The organism is Salipiger sp. ABN3_019 (genome assembly GCF_056158605.1).
In genome coordinates, this window is sequence record NZ_JBSWTP010000009.1 from 2,561,080 (window position 1) to 2,577,388 (window position 16,309).

Consider the following 16,309-nt stretch of genomic DNA (forward strand, 5'->3'; position numbering starts at 1 on the left):
CCCTCAGCCCAGAAAGTAGCGGAACGCCATCATGACGATGAGCGCGAGGCCCGCCGCGGCGCTTGCGGTGAGCAGCACCGAGTTGGCCATCAGCCCCTCGGTGTTGCCCTTGCGCTTGCGCACGCCTAGCCCGATCAGCACGCCAAGAAAGACGCCGATCGCCGCCCCGGCGGACTCCAGAACCAGCTGTTGCAGCATCCGGTCTCTCCCTTCGGCGCGCCTTAGCCCACCGAGCCTTCGAGCGAGATGGCGACGAGCTGCTGGGCTTCCATGGCGAACTCCATGGGCAGCGCCTGCAGCACTTCCTTGCAGAAGCCATTGACCACCAGAGCCACAGCCTCTTCCTCATCCATGCCGCGCTGGCGGCAATAGAAGAGCTGGTCGTCGTCCACTTTCGAGGTGGTCGCCTCATGCTCGCAGCGCGAGGAGTTGTTCTTCACCTCGATGTAGGGAACCGTGTGCGCCCCGCATTTGTCGCCGATCAGCAGGCTGTCGCACTGCGTGTAGTTGCGCGAGTTCTTCGCCTTCGGGTGCATCGACACCAGACCACGATAGGTGTTCTGCGCCACGCCCGCCGAGATGCCCTTCGAGACGATCCGGCTCTTGGTGTCCTTGCCAAGGTGGATCATCTTGGTGCCGGTGTCGGCCTGCTGGTGGTTGTTGGCGATGGCGATCGAGTAGAACTCGCCCTGGCTTTCGTTGCCGCGCAGGATGCACGACGGGTATTTCCAGGTCACGGCCGAGCCGGTTTCCACCTGCGTCCACATCACCTTGGCACGGTCGCCGCGGCAGTCGGCGCGCTTGGTGACGAAGTTGTAGATGCCGCCCTTGCCTTCCTCGTCGCCGGGGAACCAGTTCTGGACGGTCGAGTATTTCACCTCGGCGTCTTCCTCGACGATGATCTCGACCACGGCGGCGTGCAGCTGCGCGGTGTCACGCTTCGGCGCGGTGCAGCCCTCGAGGTAGCTGACGTAAGAGCCCTTGTCGGCGATGATCAGCGTCCGCTCGAACTGGCCGGTGTTCTCGGCGTTGATGCGGAAGTAGGTCGACAGCTCCATCGGGCAGCGCACGCCCGGCGGCACATAGACGAACGAGCCGTCCGAGAAGACCGCCGAGTTCAGCGTGGCATAGAAGTTGTCCGACACCGGGACCACCGAGCCAAGGTACTTCTTGACCAGCTCGGGGTGGTTCTTGATCGCCTCGGAGATCGAGCAGAAGATCACCCCCGCCTTCTCCAGCTCTTTCTGGAAGGTGGTGCCGACCGACACGGAGTCGAAGACCGCGTCCACAGCGACCTTGCGGCCTTCGGCGGGCGCCTCTTCGGCACCTTCGATGCCCGCAAGGATCATCTGCTCCTTGAGCGGGATACCGAGCTTTTCATAGGTGGCCAGCAGCTTGGGGTCGACCTCGTCCAGCGACTTGGGCTTGGTCTCCATGCTTTTGGGGCGCGCATAGTAATACTGCTTCTGGAAGTCGATCTTGGGGTAATCGACCATCGCCCAGCTGGGCTCTTCCTTGGTCAGCCAGCGGCGGAAGGCCTCGAGACGCCAATCGGTCATCCACTCGGGCTCTTCGTTCTTTTCCGAGATCAGACGCACGATGTCCTCATTGAGGCCCATCGGCGCGTATTCCATCTCGATGTCGGTTTCCCAGCCGTATTTGTAGGTCGAGACGGCCTCGACCGCGTCAACGGTCTCCTGCTCGACACCTTCTTTCACGGTGATGTTGTCAAAAGCTGCCATCAGCCTTTTCTCCTGTCGTCCCGGGGCGCACCATGCGGGCTGCCCTGCGTTTCCGGTGACGCGCGTGACCTCAGGAGGCCGGCGCGTATTTCTTCCGATACTGACGTGCCCATGCTTCGGCGAAGCGCAGCACGTCCTCTTCCCGTGTCGTCGGGCCAAGGCTCACGCGGATTGCGCTGCCGGCCACGTCGTCGTCAAATCCCATTGCCCGCAGCACGCGGGAGGCGCGGACCTTGCCGCTGGAACAGGCCGAGCCCGCAGAGATCGCGAAGCCGGCCAGATCCATCTGCATCACCTGCGTCTCGCCCTTCCAGCCCGGCAAAGCGAAGCAGGAAGTGTTCGGCAGGCGCGGCGCACCATTCCCGACAAAAATAGTCTCTGGGGCGGCAGCCGCAATAGCGTTTTCTAGAATTGTTCTAAGTTTTTCGATTCCTGTCCAGACGTCATCGGCCAGATCGCGCGCAGCCGCCTCCGCCGCTGCGCCAAATCCCGCGATACCGATAAGATTTTCGGTGCCCGCGCGGCGTCCCATCTCCTGCCCGCCGCCCTTCATCTGCGGCGGCAGGTCGGTGCCGCGCTTCATCACCAGCGCGCCGATTCCCTTCGGACCGCCCAGCTTATGCGCCGAGACGATGGCCATCTGCGCGCCCGACCAGTTGAAGGCAAAGGGCAGCTTGCCAAAGACCTGCGTGGCATCCACCACCGCCAGCCCCTGCGGCAGATCCTGAATGACGCCGGTCTCGGAGTTCGCCGCCTGCAGCGCGGTCTGCGCCGGGTCGGTGACGCTCACCCGCCCCTGCCCGTCCACCGGCAGGTCGCAGGTGAGCCATGCCGCCATGGCATCATGCTCGATGTCCGCGCCATGCAGCCCGCGCCCGGCACAGGCCAGCGCCGCCGCCTCGGTGGCGCCGGAGACAAAGACCACATCCGCCCCATCGGCCCCCAGCGCCGACGCGACCTGCGCCCGCGCCTTTTCCATCAGCCCTTTGGCCGCGCGCCCCTCGGCGTGCACCGAAGACGGGTTGCCCACGACATCCATCGCCGCGATCATCGCATCCCGCGCCTCGGCCCGCAGCGGGGCCGTCGCATTCCAGTCGAGATAGGCCCGCGTCACGCCGCCCCTCTTTCATTGTTCCAAAAATACGCGCCCCGGGGTCACGGACCGAACGGGCCGCCGTCTGAGCCTCACGCCTCGCTGGCGGCCACTTCGTCCTGTTCGTCGACCACGGCGAAAAGCGACGGCACCGCCGGACAGGGCGCCAGCGCATTGCTCACCACATCCGACAGCCGCGCCTGATGCAGGTAGACATAGACATGCGCCGAAAGCGACTGCCACAGGCGGTTCGAGAGCGATTGCGCCCGGCTGCCCGAAGCCCCGCCCGAGGCGCCAGCCCCCTTGTGCATCGCATCCACGGTCTCGTCCACCGCAGCGAGGATGTCCACCACGCGGATCTCGTCGGGGGTCTGGGCGAGCCGATATCCGCCGCCCGGCCCGCGCACAGAGGCCACCAGCCCCGCGCGCCGCAGCTTGACGAAAAGCTGCTCGAGATAGGGCAGCGAAACGTCCTGACGCTTCGAGATGTCACCGAGGGTCACAAGCTCGCCCTCTGGCTGCAGGGCGATGTCCACCAGCGCCACCATCGCGTAGCGCCCTTTCGTACTCAGCTTCACGCTCGCCTCCCCGGGCGCCATGCGCCCAACCGATTGACCTTGACCGGGCAATTGCCTATCTGCAATGAAGCCCTTTCCCGTGCGCACACGGGATTTAGAAACGTTCTAAAGTGCCGCAGGAATATCGTCAAGAATTTCGCGCACACCGATCAGGAGCAGTTCCGCCCGATGCCCGAGGTCATTTTTCCCGGACCCGAAGGCCGCCTTGAAGGCCGCTATCATCCGCAAAAAGACAATGACGCCCCCATTGCCATCGTCCTGCACCCGCACCCGCAGTTCGGCGGGACGATGAACAACAAGGTCGTCTATAACCTTCACTACGCCTTCTACAACATGGGTTTCACCGTGCTGCGGTTCAATTTCCGCGGCGTGGGCCGGAGCCAGGGCGAATACGACCAGGGCATCGGCGAGCTTTCCGACGCCGCCTCGGCGCTCGACTACCTGCAGTCGATGAATAACAATTCCAAGCACTGCTGGGTCGCGGGATTTTCTTTTGGTGCCTGGATCGGCATGCAACTGCTGATGCGCCGCCCCGAGATCACCGGCTTCGTCTCGGTCTCGCCGCCGGCGAACATGTATGATTTCTCGTTCCTCGCCCCCTGCCCCTCGTCGGGACTGATCATCAACGGCACAAATGACCGCGTGGCGCCGCCCGCGGACACCACGACGCTGGTGAACAAGCTCAAGGAGCAGAAGGGCATCACCATCACCCACGAGCAGATCGAGGGCGCCGGCCACTTCTTCGAAGAGCCGCATATGGACACGATGATCGACAATGTCACCGGCTACGTGAAGCGCCGCCTGACCGAAACCACGCGCTGAGCCGCGGGCGCGGGCCCGGCCCGCGCTGCGGTCCGCAAGCCCAAGCCCCGGAGAGCGTCATGCAACTGACCGAGGAACTGGCCGACAAACTGGCCGATGACACGTTCAAGGTGATGAAAGTGACCGGCGACGACCGGTTCTTCATGGAGGTCGCCAAAGTCATTGGCGCCTCCTCCACCACCCTTGAGGAAGCCTATCTCACCTCGATCCGCGTGCGCATGGCCGAGCGCCGGGCGCGCGCCTTCCTCGTCGAGCGGCTGAACGCCGCCAAAGCGAGCGGCTTCGATGCAGACGGCGCCACGGACACCGGGGACACGCCCACATGAGCACCGAACGCCTCGACGCGCAGATGGCCTTTCTCATCGAGGCGGGCCGTCTTTCTGCGGTGACCCGCGCCACCAAGACCTCGGATGGCGCGCGCTTCGAGAACTCCGCCGAGCACAGCTGGCACCTCGCGCTCTTTGCGCTGGTGCTGGGCGAGCACGCCCCCGAGGGGGTGACCATCGAGCGCGTCATCAAGATGCTGCTGCTGCATGATCTCGTCGAGATCGACGCGGGCGACAACCCGTTCTTCGGGGATGTGGACGAGGCCGCCAAGGAAGCCGAGGAAGCCGCCGCCGCCGACCGGCTCTTCGGCCTGCTGCCCGCCGATCAGGGTACCGAATTGCGCGCGCTCTGGGACGAGTTCGAAGCCAATGAGACCCCCGACGCACGCTTTGCCAAATCCATCGACCGGTTCCAGCCGCCGAACATGAACCTCGTCACGCAGGGCGGCTCATGGGTCGACTACAAGGTAACCTGGCCGGTGTTCGAGAAGAAGATGGCGCCAAAGATCCAGAGCGGCGCGCCGAAACTCTGGGATTGGCTGGCGCCGAAGGTGCAGAGCTTCCTCGCGCGGCTTTCGGCCTGACATTGCAAGATGGGGGCGCTGCCCCCGTCCGCCTGCGGCGGCCTCCCCCGGGATATTTCAGTCTAGACGAATCCCGATGCCCGCTTCGCTTAGATCCAAATATCCCGGGGGTGAGGCGCGACGCGCCGAGGGGGCAGCGCCCCCTTTCTCCTGACACACGAAAAAGGGCGCCCGGTCGGGCGCCCTTTCTTGTTTCTTGCGGCCTGCGCGGCGTCAGTAGTGGATCGCGCGGCCCCAGGCGTCGAGCACGCTTTCGTGCATCATCTCCGACAGCGTCGGGTGCGGGAAGACGGTGTTCATCAGGTCTTCTTCGGTGGTCTCGAGCTGGCGGCCCACCACGTAGCCCTGGATCAGCTCGGTGACTTCCGCGCCGACCATATGCGCGCCCAGAAGCTCGCCGGTCTTCTCGTCGAAAACGGTCTTCACCATGCCCTCGGGCTCGCCAAGCGCGATCGCCTTGCCGTTGCCGATGAAGGGGAAGCGGCCGACCTTGATCTTATAGCCCGCCTCTTTCGCCTGCGCTTCGGTCATGCCGACCGAGGCCACCTGCGGCTGGCAGTAGGTGCAGCCCGCGATGGCGTTGGGGTCGACTGCATGCGGATGGCCGCCCGCGATCAGTTCGGCCACCATGACGCCTTCGTGGCTCGCCTTATGCGCCAGCCAGGGCGCGCCGGCGATGTCGCCGATCGCGTAGACGCCTTCGATGCCGGTGCGGCAGTGCTTGTCCACCACCACATGCGTGCGCTCCACCTTCACGCCAAGCTCTTCGAGGCCCAGCCCTTCGGTGTTGCCGACGATGCCGACCGCCGAGATTACCGTGTCGAACTCTTCCTTGGTGACCTTGCCGCCTTGCTCGATATGCGCTGTGACCTTGCCCTTGGCGCGGTCAAGCTGCTTGACCATGGTCTTCTCGCGGATCTTCAGGCCCTGCTTCTCGAACTGCTTCTTGGCGAATTTCGAGATTTCTTCATCCTCGACGGGCAGGATGCGGTCCATCACCTCGACCACCGTCGTATCGGCGCCGAGCGTGTTGTAGAAGCTCGCGAACTCGATGCCGATGGCGCCCGAGCCGATGACCAGCAGCTTCTTGGGCATGCGGCCCGGCTGCAGCGCGTGCTTATAGGTCCACACCAGATCGCCATCCGCCTCGAGGCCCGGCAGTTCGCGCGCGCGCGCGCCGGTGGCGATGACGATGTTCTTCGCCGTCAGCTCTTCGGTGCCTTTGTCGGTCTTGACCGTGACCTTGCCCTTGGCGGGGATCGAGGCCTCGCCCATGATCGCCGTCACCTTGTTCTTCTTGAGAAGATGGGTGACGCCGGAGTTCAGCTGCTTGGCCACACCGCGCGAGCGTTTCACCACCGCATCGAGGTCGTAGCCGATCTTCTCGGCGCTCAGACCGTAGTCCTTGGCGCGCTGCATGAAGTGGTAGATCTCCGAGGACCGCAGCAGCGCCTTGGTCGGGATGCAGCCCCAGTTGAGGCAGATGCCGCCCATGTGCTCGCGCTCCACCACGGCCACCTTGAGGCCGAGTTGGGCGCCGCGGATGGCGGCGACGTAGCCCCCCGGTCCGGCACCGATGACGATCATATCGAAGCTTTGCGAAGCCATGGCTCTCTCCCGCCGAGTCAAATTAGTTTGATATTAAACCATCTCCCCGGGGGCTTCAACGCCGCGCCGCGAAAGATCGCCTGCCCCGCAGGCAGCTAGGGCGATGCGGGACTTTGGGCAAGGTGACGGGCCGCGACGGAATACGCAACCCACCCCGCGAAAGCTTGCCGCCGGGCAGATGCCAACCACAAGAAAGGCCCGCGCGACAGGATCGCACGGGCCTTAAATCATTGGGCTAATCTGAGGTTCTGGCCGCTCAGGCCGCCTCGACCGCCTGCAGTTTGCGCAGCACCTCGCCATAGCCGCCACCTTGAAGGTAGCCGCTTTCGGGCGAGGTCGAATTGCGCGACAGCGCCTCGTTGCGGGTGGGGAAGCGCCCGAACTCGCGGATCACTTCGCGGTGTGCCCGAGCGTGCAGCAGGTTGCTGGCGCCGGTCTCGGTCAGCCGTTCCTTCATCAGACGGATGCACCGCTCCTGATCGCAGAGGTTCTCGGAATGCATCAGCGGCAGGTAGAAGAACTGCCGCGCGGGCTCGTCGATCTTCATATCCCAGCCGCGCCAGATCGCCTGTTTCGCTGCCGCCAGTGCGATCTCATCCGCCGAAAAGGCCTTGGCCTCGCCGCGGAACATGTTGCGCGAGAACTGATCGAGCAGGATCACATAGGCAAGCGCGCCGCTGGGATAGGTGAGCCATAGCCCGAACCGCCCCTCCATCGCGCCTTCCCAAGTCTCCTCGAACTGGGAGCGGATCTCGGCGTCGAGCGCCGGGTCCACCTTGTACCATTTGTCGCTATCGGTCTGGTCGAGCCAGAATGCCAGAATATCCTCGGGGGCCTTCATACCTTCCATCCTTGCGTGCCGCTCCGGTGTCATGAACAGGTTACATTCGCCTGCACCGGATGCTGAAGTCACAAATTCTGTCAATTGCGACAATCCCTGCTTTCGTCCGTGTCTGCCCGAAAATCAGGCACTCACCTAAGCCTGTCTTCGGCCTCGGCCTCGGCGCGCGCGGCCTCGATCATCTCGGCCTCCGCGGCTTCCTGCGCGTCGATCACCGCCTCCTGCGCGACCTCGACCGCCACCATGGAGCCGGTGGGCGCGACTGCAGCGAAGGCGCCGATATCGTCCGCCTGCGGTGCCGCACGGCGGGTCATGCGCCAGCCCGCATAGCCGGTGAGACCCAGCATCAGCGCCGAGATCAGCATGAAGAAGCCGCCCGGCCCCATCGTCTGCATCGCGTAGCCCGAGATCAGCGGCCCGGCGATGGCGCCAAGGCCGTTGATGAACAGCAGGCCCGCAGAGGCCGCCGCCATGCGGTCCGTGCCGAGGAAGTCGTTGGTGTGGGCGATGAGGATTGAATAAAGCGGGTTCGAGGCGCCGCCGATCAGGAAGGCCGCCGCCAGCAGCACGGTGAAATGCCCCGAAAGCGTCACCGCCAGCGCCGCCGCCACGCCGCCGACCAGCGCCACCACCATGACCAGCACGCGGCGGTCCATCCGGTCCGACAGCCAGCCCAGCGGATATTGAGTGACCAGCGCGCCCACATAGAAGGCCGCGACGAAGGTGGAGATCTGCGCAAGGCTCAGCCCCGCCTCCGAACCGTAGACCGCCGCCATACCAAACTGCGAGGCGAAGACACCGCCCAGCAGGAACATCCCGACCATGCCCAGCGGCGAGACGTGGAACAGCTCCAGCAGGCTCATCGGGCGGGTGGTGTCAAAGGCGGGCGTCGGCGAGATCGACAGCAGAATGGGCGCGAAGGCGATCGAAACCAGCACCGAGGGGATCACGAAAAGCAGGAAGCCCGAGCTGTCGGGGATCAGCAGCATGCCCTGCGCGGCGATGATGCCAACCATCTGCACGATCATATAGGCCGAGAGCGCCTGCCCGCGGTTTTCATTCGATGAGGCGTTGTTGAGCCAGCTTTCGGCGGTCACATAGACGCCGCAGTAGCAAAAGCCGATGATCATCCGCTCGATGGTCCAGACGATGGGATGCGGGAACGCCGGGTAGAGGATCAGCACCGCCGAGATGAACGAGCCAAGCGCGGCGAAGACCCGCACGTGCCCGACGCGGCGGATCATGCCCGGTGTCAGCCGCGAGGCGAGCAGGAAGCCGGCGAAATACCCGGACATGACGATCGACATGGAGAAGGCCGAGAACCCCGCGTCGCCGCCGCGCACACCCAAGAGCGAGCCCTGCAGACCGTTGCCCACCATCAGCAGCATGACGCCCAAGAGCAGCGCCCAGGAATTCTTCAGAACCTCGGTCATGTCCGGCCCCTTTATCCACATCCGCCGCGACGCAGTTTGGTCACGATCTGCTGCGGCGATTCTTACCTTTGCCCTGCCCTGCCCTCACGACGCTTTCGGCGCAAGAGCATTCTAAATTCGTCGCAAAATTGGGCACATTTCGCACCGAAAACCCGCTTGATTTGTTAACCACATAGTATGGCACCGCCATGGTTGCATTTTCACAAACGCGAAAATGCGTCAGGTAAACAAACTCTTACCGGGAGTCGCATGCAGCTTGGCGAATTCTAAGGGCGCGCAGCCACATCCGTGCCGCAAAGAAGGCGCAATTCAGGCGCTAAATATAGATGTGCGGGACATGTTTTTCCCCGCGCAGTGGAGGAACCAGTGAGGGGGCGCATCCGTCATGACGCGCACGAGGAGTACGACTGGAAGAACACATAGGCTCGGCAAGACATTCATGCTGAGAAGGTTTCGCGAGCAGGAGGACGGCTCGCTGACCGTGGAAATGGCGATCTGGGCACCGTTTTTGCTCTGCATGCTCGCGCTGATCATGGATTTCGCCTATCTCATGGTGGTCAACGCCAACATGTGGAGCGCCGCGCGCGACACCGCCCGCGCCGTCTCGATCCACCGGGTGCGCCCGGAGGAGGCCAATGACTACCTGCGCAGCAGGCTGTTTTTCGGCAACAACGATTATGTCGTCGATGTGCAGGTCGACCGCGACGAGGTTGACGCCCGCATCAGCCTGCCGGGGGCCAAAGCGTCTCTGACGCCGGTCATGGGCCGCTACGTGGTGGGCGAGTTGCAGGCATCGATCTCGATGCTGCGGGAGCCCAGCTGATGACGGCATCCCGTATCAGGCCGCGCCTGCGGGCCCGGCTGTGGCGCGATGAGGAGGGCGCGGGAACCGCCATCGCGCTCTTCATGCTGATCATCGGCACCTTGCTCGGCGGCGCAGCGATCGACGTTGCCAATGCCTGGCGCGTGAAGGAAATCCTGCAGTCCAACGCAGAGGCCGCAGCCCTCAGCGCCGCCACCCGCGCCTCCGAGCCGCTGATCGGTCAGAGCCCGCGCAAGGTTGCGCAGCGCATCGCGGGCAGCGGGCTGGAGGTCGCGAAGCTCGACAACGCGTGGCACAAGCAAAGCTTCGAGATCGGGCGACGCGACGCGCAAAGCGGCGACTTCCTGCCCGGCCAGCATCCCTATGACGCCGTGCGGGTCACGCTGAACCGCGACGAGGCCCATGACAGCGCCGAACCGCTGCTGTTTCTCGGCCTCTTTGGCTATGACAAATGGGACCTGCAGGGTCAGGCCGTGGCGCAGTTCCGCACCCGTGGCGCGCTGCGCTGCCCCGCGCCGCTGCTGTCGCTGCAGACGCGGGTGGATGTCTCGGCGCTGGATGTCTTTCTTGGCATTTGCCTGATGGCCAACGCCGGTGTCGACTATGGCGAGATGCCGCTCTGGCGGACCGAAGAAACCGATGCGCTGATCGACAAACTGCTCACCCAAGGCGTCGCCCTGCCCCAGCTCGACCTCTTCGGCCTGCAAGAGCTCAGCCTGTCGGACATCGAGGCAGTCGCCCGCACCGCCACGCAGAACCTGCACATCCGCGATCTCGACGACATCGAGGTGCTGAGCGACGGCAGCGTCTACATCGACTGCGAGGCGGGAGAGGTGCTGCGCTTGGGAGATGGGTTCGTGGTCGAGAACGCGGCGATCTTTTCCGAATGCCCGATCCGCTTCGAGGGCGAGGTGTCGCTGCGTGCCAGCCTCGTGGTGTCGAACCTGCTGTCGCTGGTGCGCGACCTCGACGAGGTACGGCTGCGGCCCGACAAGCTGCTCACCGGATCGCCAGCCTGCGCGCCTGGCGATGGGGTCAAGGTGCTGCTCTTTGCCGATCTCGATGCGGTCGCGGGCATCCCCGCGCTGGTCTCGACGGACAGGCCGCTGGGCCAATTCCTTGACCAAACGGTCGAGGAGACAGGCACGCTGCTATCCGGCACGCTCGATCTGCTCGGCGGGATCGTGAACCCGCTGGTGCGGGAGATTTCCGAGATCACCACCGATCTGCAGCTTCTTCCGATCTGCCTCAACGCCGAGACCATGCTGAACGGCGATACGGTGGTGCTGCGCTGACCGCTGGCCCTCAGGGGATCAGCAGCGAGGCATCACCGTAAGAGAAGAACCGGTAGCGTTCGGCAATGGCATGGGCATAGACGCGGTCCATCCGCTCCTTGCCCATGAAGGCTGCCACCAGCATCATCAGCGTCGATTTCGGCAGGTGGAAATTGGTCATCAGCGCGTCGGCGACATGGAAGGTGAAGCCGGGGTAGATGAAGATATCCGTCACTCCGCTCCACGGCGCGATGGCCCCCGTGTCGCGCGCGGCGGTCTCGATCAGGCGCAGCGCGGTGGTGCCCACCGGGATCACCCGCCCACCGGCCGCCTTGGTGGCGGCGATCTCGGAGGCGGCCACTTCGGTCACCTCGCCCCATTCGCCGTGCATTTTGTGGGTGGTCACATCGTCCACCTTCACCGGCAGGAAGGTGCCCGCGCCCACGTGCAGCGTCACATGGGTGAACTCCACGCCCCGCGACTTCAGCGCCGCCAGCAGAGCGTCGTCGAAATGCAGCGAGGCCGTCGGGGCGGCCACCGCGCCCGAATTCTTGGCCCAGACGGTCTGATAATCTTCCTTGTCTTGGGCATCGGCGGCGCGCTTGGCGGCGATATAGGGCGGCAGCGGCATCGCCCCGGCCTCGGCCAGCGCCGCGTCGAAATCCTCGCCGGTGAGGTTGAAGCGCAGCAGCCCCTGCCCGTCCTCGCGCGCCTCAAGCGTCGCCGAAAGCTGGTCCGAGAACACCACCGTCTCGCCCTCGCGCAGCTTCTTGAGCGGCTTGACCAAGGCCGACCAGAGCCCGCCCGCGCGCGGCTCGAGCAGCGTCACCTCGATCCGCGCCTCGGTCTCGCCCTGCGCGCTGGAGCGATGGCGCAGGCCCGAAAGCCGCGCCGGGATCACCTTGGTGTCGTTCAGCACCAGCCGGTCGCCGGGCTGCAGCCAGTCGGTCAGATCGCGTACGATGGCGTCGGTGATGCGCGTCCCCTCGGCCACCAGCAGCCGCGCCGAAGAGCGCGGATGCGCCGGGCGCGTGGCAATGAGGTCCTCGGGGAGAGGGAAGTCGAAATCGGAAAGCTGCATGGATTTGGGTGCTCTTGGAAGTGGGCGCTGCGCTACTGACTCACCTGCGGCGGCGGGCGCCGGAAGATGTCACGGAACATGCCCGGGGTGAAGACCGAAAGCGGGTTCACGCTGACCGCCGGATCGGCGACCGGGCCGCGCAGGTTGAAGTTGAAGCCGATCAGCCCCTCACCCTTGCGCGAGAACAGCTGCCCGATGCCGTTGATCACATAGATCGGCGACAGCACGCCCTGCATGTCCATCACGCCGCTGGCAAGGTTGGCATAGCCGTCCATGGAAATGCCCATCGACGGGCCAGTGGCGCTGGAGCGGGTGAGGATGATCTGCTGCGGGGTGAGGCGGAAGCGGGCGTCGACCTCGGAAAAGAAGATGCCCGGCCCGTTGAGCTGATCGAGGATGCCAACAACGCTGATACCGTCGAGCAGTTGCACCACCGCCGGGTTCTTTTGCATCCGCGTTCCCTCGATGGTGAGCGCGCCGTCGTATTCGCCGGTCTTGCCCTGCACCGGCACGAGGGTCAGATCGAAGGTGCCGTCCTCGATGTTCTGCATCACCCCCGCGCCCTTGAGCACGTCGCCCGCGTCCCGCGCCCGGATGCGGATGGCCGTGCCGCCGTTCTGCGGAACCACGTCGCCGCGCACCGGGGCCCGCCCGCCCACACTGCCGGTGAATGTGCCGTTGATGCCGCGCCGGGTGTCGAACTTGCCCTGCAGATTGGTGATGGCGATCTTGTCGGTGACCTGCAGGCGGTTCACGGCGATGTCGATCGGCCCGCCACCGCTGCCACCACCGCCCGAGCCGCCGACGGGTGCGCCGCGCATGTCGAGCATATTGCCGGTGAGGCGCATGGCCGGTGCCGCGTTGCGCCCGCGCCCGCTCAGCACCGCCGCCCCGTCGAACCAGCCGCCCGCGCGCAGCACCGGCAGCGACAATTGGCGCAGCGTGCCGTTTTCGTTGAGCGAGACCGAGCCCTGCGCCGTCAGCCCCGGCGCGCGCAGCGCCAGCGTCTCGACCGAGACCGGCGTGCCCAGCGTGCCCGCCACTTCCAGCGATCCCGTGCCGCCCTGCGACAGCCGCCAGCCCAGTTGCGGCAGCGACACACCCAGACCCGCAAGATCCGAGGTCACCACGAACTGCGGCGGCTGGCCGTGTGCCAGCGTGATGTCGATGCTGCCGCGTCCCTGCCCCGAGAAGGTGCCCGCAGGCAGGCCGATCCCCAGCGCCTGCGAGGCAGCCTCGGAGAGCACCACCTCGCCTTCGACCTTGCCGGGCGTGTCCGGCGTGAAGGATTGGCTCCACGCGCCATCAAAGGGCGCGCCCGACAGATCGCCCTTGCCGCTCACGCTGACGCCGGTGTCATCCACCGCCACATAAAGCTCATCGGCGCTCAGCACCTTGCCCGGCACAAGCTCGGCGCTTTCCACGCCCGTCACCGTGGCGTCGGCGATCACCGCGATCTCCTCGCGCTGCACGCCCTTCTTCAGCGGCGTCACCACCCGCACCTGCGCCGAGACCTCTCCGGTCCCTAGCGCCACGGGTTTGTTGGTCTTCTTCATCACCTCGAGCGGCTTTTCGTCGAGGTAAGAGAGCGCCGCCTCAAGCGAGCCGGTCGCCTTGACGTTGACCTCGCCGGTCATTGGGCGCTGCGTGAGATCGGGGATAACGAAACTCGAGCCCTTGCCCTGCAGAAGCCCGCCCTGCCTGGGCCGCACCTCGCCGCTGTCGAGCATCACGGACAGGCGGTTGCGCAGGAACGACAGCTGCCCGACGCCTTCGTAAAGACGCGGCAGCGTGCGCGAATAGGTCAGCTCCACACCCTCGAAACGGCTTTGCAGATAGGGCACCAAGCTGCCGCCGGGATCGAGCCGCAGGGCCAGCCCCACGTCGTGGAAGGTGCCCGCGTAGATGTTCTTTTCGACCCAGTCGCGGGCCTTTTCCGCAGCCGCGCGCGGCCAATAGGCCAGCAGCGTCTCGGGGGTCAGCGTGTCGAGCTGCGCATCCAGCGCCAAGCGCCAGCCCGCCTCCTCCGCCGCCAGAGTGCCGCTGGCGCGCAGCGGCAGCTTTGGATCGGTCACCCGCAGGCGGCCAAGCTCGAAGCGGAACGGATCGAAGTTCAGGCGCCAGTCGGTCTCGGCCCCTGCCAGTTGCAGCTTGTCGTCAAAGAACCCCTTGGGATCGGCCTCCAGCCGGGTAAAGCGGAACTGACCCACCATGGCGCCGGGCATGCCCTGCGACAGCCCTTCGAGCACCGCGCGCCCGTCCGAGACCATTGTGCCCAGACGGCTCTTCACCGAGATCTCGTCAAAGGTCAGCGTGGCGGTCTCGGGGTCGAACGAGAAATAGGTGCGGGCATTCTCGAAGGGGATCGGCTGCGTCTCGGGGCGCGGCTGCAGCACGCCCTCGCCGATCTGCAGCGTCGCCGAGAGCGCGCCCAGCTTGTCACCGCCGGTGACATTGCCGCGCAGCGAGCCCGAGATCGGCGCGCGCAAACCGTTGAGCCACGCCAAGGCCGGGCTTTGGGTCGCGATGTCCTGCGCCAAGAGGTTGCTGAGCGTGGTGCCGAAGCTGACGCTGTCCTCGCCAATCCGGCTCTCGGCATTGAACGACAGGGTGGCGGGCACATCGCTATTGCCCAGCAGCGCCACATCCCCCGCGATACGCAGCGTGTCGCCCTCGCGCCGCAGCCCGACGCGGCCGCCATCCGCTGTCCACGCCCGACCCGCGCGGGCGTCTTCATAGCGCAGCGTCAGCGCATCCGCCTCGACCGAGCGCAGCCCGGCCAGCCGCGGCTCCTCGGCCAGCGTGTCGATCTGCGCAAGGATGGTCGCAAGGTCCGGGGCCAACCCGCCCGAGGCGAACATGCCATCGACGCCCATGGTCAGGTCGCCATTGGGATCGCGCCGCAGCATCAGTTGCACGCCAGAGACACGCACCGCCCGCAACTGGTACTCGCCGCGCAGCAGCTGCGTCGGGGCCAGCCCGACCTCGACCAGCGCCAGCGAACCCAGCTGCCCGCCCTCGGCGCTTTGCAATTGCACATCGGTCAGCGCGATGCGGGCCAGCCAGTCGGGCTGCAGCCGCAGCCGCAGGTCGCCGAAATCCACCTTGAGGCCCGGCACCGCCTCGGCCAGCCGCGTCTCGATCGCGCTGCGCATCCAGTCCGGCGCCGAGACCGAGCGGCCCATCGCGTACCAGATGCCGCCCGCCAGCAGCGCCGCCACCAGCACCAATACGCCAAGCCCGCAGCCGCAGCCCCAGAGCACGACGCGGCGGCGTCCGGAACGGGATTTTCTGGCTTTGCGGCGGTCGGTCACTGGCGGCGCGCTTTCATCTCGCTATTGTCCTTCTTCGGGTTCTAGCCCAAGAACCACGCAAAGCGAACTGCCCCAAAGGAGATGCGCGATGTCCGACATGGCCCACGATTTCACCCTTCCTGTCACCGGCGGCGGAGAGATCACCCTCTCGGATCTGCGGCCCTCGAAGGTGGTGCTGTTCTTCTACCCGCGCGACGACACCTCTGGCTGCACGGTCGAGAACCAGGATTTTTCGCGGCTGCTGCCCGAGTTCGAAGCTCTGGATACCAAAGTCTTTGGCATCTCGGCGGACTCCCTGGAAAGCCACGAAAAATTCATGCGCAAGAAGGCGCTGACCGTGCCGCTGCTGTCCGATGAGACGGCCCAGACCTGCACCGCCTTTGGCGTGTGGAAGGAAAAGAAGATGTACGGCAAGACCTTCATGGGCATCGAGCGCACGACGATCTTGATCGACGGCGAGGGCCGCATCGCGCGCGAATGGCGCAAGGTGAAGGTGCCCGGCCACGCCGAAGAAGTTCTCGAAGCCGTTAAGGCGCTTTAAGCGCTCCGGCACCAAGCGGCTGATCAACTCCCTTCGAAGGGAGTTGCAACGTCCTTGCAAGGACGTTGTGTTTCGCCCTTTGGCCCGCGTGCCGCTGCGTGCCAAGCAAGATGCCGAAAAACCGGGCATGCCCCGGCGTAACTCCTATACAAAAGAAGTATCTGAGATCGGCGGGTTTTCGCCGTTTGCGCGCTGATCCGCTGCTCTCGGCAAATCGCAAGCCCAAAATTGTTGCGATTTCGGGGGGGT

The 16,309-nt window shown here is 65.3% G+C and carries 15 protein-coding genes; 6 read left to right on the forward strand and 9 right to left on the reverse strand.

Annotated elements, in window-relative coordinates; genetic code table 11:
- Positions 1–3: 3 nt before the first annotated feature.
- The 4 genes from ACXAD2_RS20560 to iscR all read right to left on the reverse strand — a co-directional run bounded on the left by ACXAD2_RS20560 (position 4) and on the right by iscR (position 3,413).
- Positions 4–198, reverse strand: a complete 195-nt coding sequence (locus ACXAD2_RS20560) for a hypothetical protein (RefSeq protein ID WP_066100979.1) — start codon at positions 196–198, stop codon at positions 4–6.
- 23 nt (positions 199–221) lie between these two features.
- The gene (sufB, locus tag ACXAD2_RS20565) at positions 222–1,742 is read right to left on the reverse strand and encodes a Fe-S cluster assembly protein SufB (protein ID WP_475173918.1); all 1,521 of its coding nucleotides are present in this window, start codon (positions 1,740–1,742) and stop codon (positions 222–224) included.
- Between the two features lie 70 nt (positions 1,743–1,812).
- Positions 1,813–2,856 carry a cysteine desulfurase family protein gene (locus tag ACXAD2_RS20570; protein ID WP_475173921.1) on the reverse strand — a complete coding sequence of 348 codons (1,044 nt, stop codon included), beginning with the start codon at positions 2,854–2,856 and terminating at the stop codon, positions 1,813–1,815.
- Between the two features lie 71 nt (positions 2,857–2,927).
- On the reverse strand, positions 2,928–3,413 hold the full coding sequence (gene iscR, locus ACXAD2_RS20575; protein ID WP_066106582.1) for a Fe-S cluster assembly transcriptional regulator IscR: 486 nt from the start codon (positions 3,411–3,413) through the stop codon (positions 2,928–2,930).
- Between the two features lie 168 nt (positions 3,414–3,581).
- On the opposite strand from iscR, the gene ACXAD2_RS20580 reads away from it, so the two are divergent.
- Genes ACXAD2_RS20580 through ACXAD2_RS20590 form a run of 3 tightly spaced genes read left to right on the forward strand, consistent with a single transcriptional unit; the run spans position 3,582 to position 5,145 of the window.
- Positions 3,582–4,235 (forward strand): alpha/beta hydrolase, encoded by a 654-nt coding sequence (locus ACXAD2_RS20580; protein WP_066100987.1) that lies wholly within the window; start codon positions 3,582–3,584, stop codon positions 4,233–4,235.
- 59 nt (positions 4,236–4,294) lie between these two features.
- Positions 4,295–4,561, forward strand: coding sequence for a hypothetical protein (locus ACXAD2_RS20585; RefSeq protein WP_475173933.1), 267 nt, complete (start codon positions 4,295–4,297; stop codon positions 4,559–4,561).
- Positions 4,558–5,145: an HD domain-containing protein gene (locus tag ACXAD2_RS20590; protein ID WP_475173935.1), complete on the forward strand. Its 588-nt coding sequence runs from the start codon at positions 4,558–4,560 to the stop codon at positions 5,143–5,145. Before ACXAD2_RS20585 ends, ACXAD2_RS20590 begins: the two co-directional genes overlap by 4 nt.
- A gap of 213 nt (positions 5,146–5,358) precedes the next feature.
- On the opposite strand, the gene lpdA is transcribed toward ACXAD2_RS20590, so the two are convergent.
- The 3 genes from lpdA to ACXAD2_RS20605 form a co-directional block, all read right to left on the reverse strand.
- Positions 5,359–6,753 (reverse strand): dihydrolipoyl dehydrogenase, encoded by a 1,395-nt coding sequence (gene lpdA, locus ACXAD2_RS20595; protein ID WP_475173940.1) that lies wholly within the window; start codon positions 6,751–6,753, stop codon positions 5,359–5,361.
- A 256-nt stretch (positions 6,754–7,009) separates the two neighbouring features.
- Positions 7,010–7,594: a DUF924 family protein gene (locus ACXAD2_RS20600; protein ID WP_475173945.1), complete on the reverse strand. Its 585-nt coding sequence runs from the start codon at positions 7,592–7,594 to the stop codon at positions 7,010–7,012.
- Between the two features lie 131 nt (positions 7,595–7,725).
- Entirely contained in the window at positions 7,726–9,027 is a 1,302-nt protein-coding gene (locus tag ACXAD2_RS20605; RefSeq protein ID WP_066101004.1) for an MFS transporter, read from the reverse strand.
- 439 nt (positions 9,028–9,466) lie between these two features.
- Here ACXAD2_RS20605 and ACXAD2_RS20610 point away from each other — a divergent pair, with 439 nt between their 5' ends.
- Together ACXAD2_RS20610 and ACXAD2_RS20615 are read left to right on the forward strand one after the other, a co-directional pair.
- Positions 9,467–9,850: a TadE/TadG family type IV pilus assembly protein gene (locus ACXAD2_RS20610; RefSeq protein ID WP_475173952.1), complete on the forward strand. Its 384-nt coding sequence runs from the start codon at positions 9,467–9,469 to the stop codon at positions 9,848–9,850.
- Positions 9,850–11,145: a TadG family pilus assembly protein gene (locus ACXAD2_RS20615; RefSeq protein ID WP_475173958.1), complete on the forward strand. Its 1,296-nt coding sequence runs from the start codon at positions 9,850–9,852 to the stop codon at positions 11,143–11,145. Before ACXAD2_RS20610 ends, ACXAD2_RS20615 begins: the two co-directional genes overlap by 1 nt.
- Before the next feature lie 10 nt (positions 11,146–11,155).
- Here the strand turns inward: ACXAD2_RS20615 and queA are convergent, their stop codons facing one another.
- Both queA and ACXAD2_RS20625 read right to left on the reverse strand, forming a co-directional pair.
- Positions 11,156–12,205: a tRNA preQ1(34) S-adenosylmethionine ribosyltransferase-isomerase QueA gene (gene queA / locus ACXAD2_RS20620; protein ID WP_475173961.1), complete on the reverse strand. Its 1,050-nt coding sequence runs from the start codon at positions 12,203–12,205 to the stop codon at positions 11,156–11,158.
- 32 nt (positions 12,206–12,237) lie between these two features.
- The gene (locus ACXAD2_RS20625; protein WP_475173966.1) at positions 12,238–15,519 is read right to left on the reverse strand and encodes a YhdP family protein; all 3,282 of its coding nucleotides are present in this window, start codon (positions 15,517–15,519) and stop codon (positions 12,238–12,240) included.
- An 88-nt stretch (positions 15,520–15,607) separates the two neighbouring features.
- Between ACXAD2_RS20625 and ACXAD2_RS20630 the strand changes: the two genes are divergently transcribed.
- Positions 15,608–16,060, forward strand: coding sequence for a peroxiredoxin (locus ACXAD2_RS20630; protein WP_066101019.1), 453 nt, complete (start codon positions 15,608–15,610; stop codon positions 16,058–16,060).
- Positions 16,061–16,309: the final 249 nt, after the last annotated feature.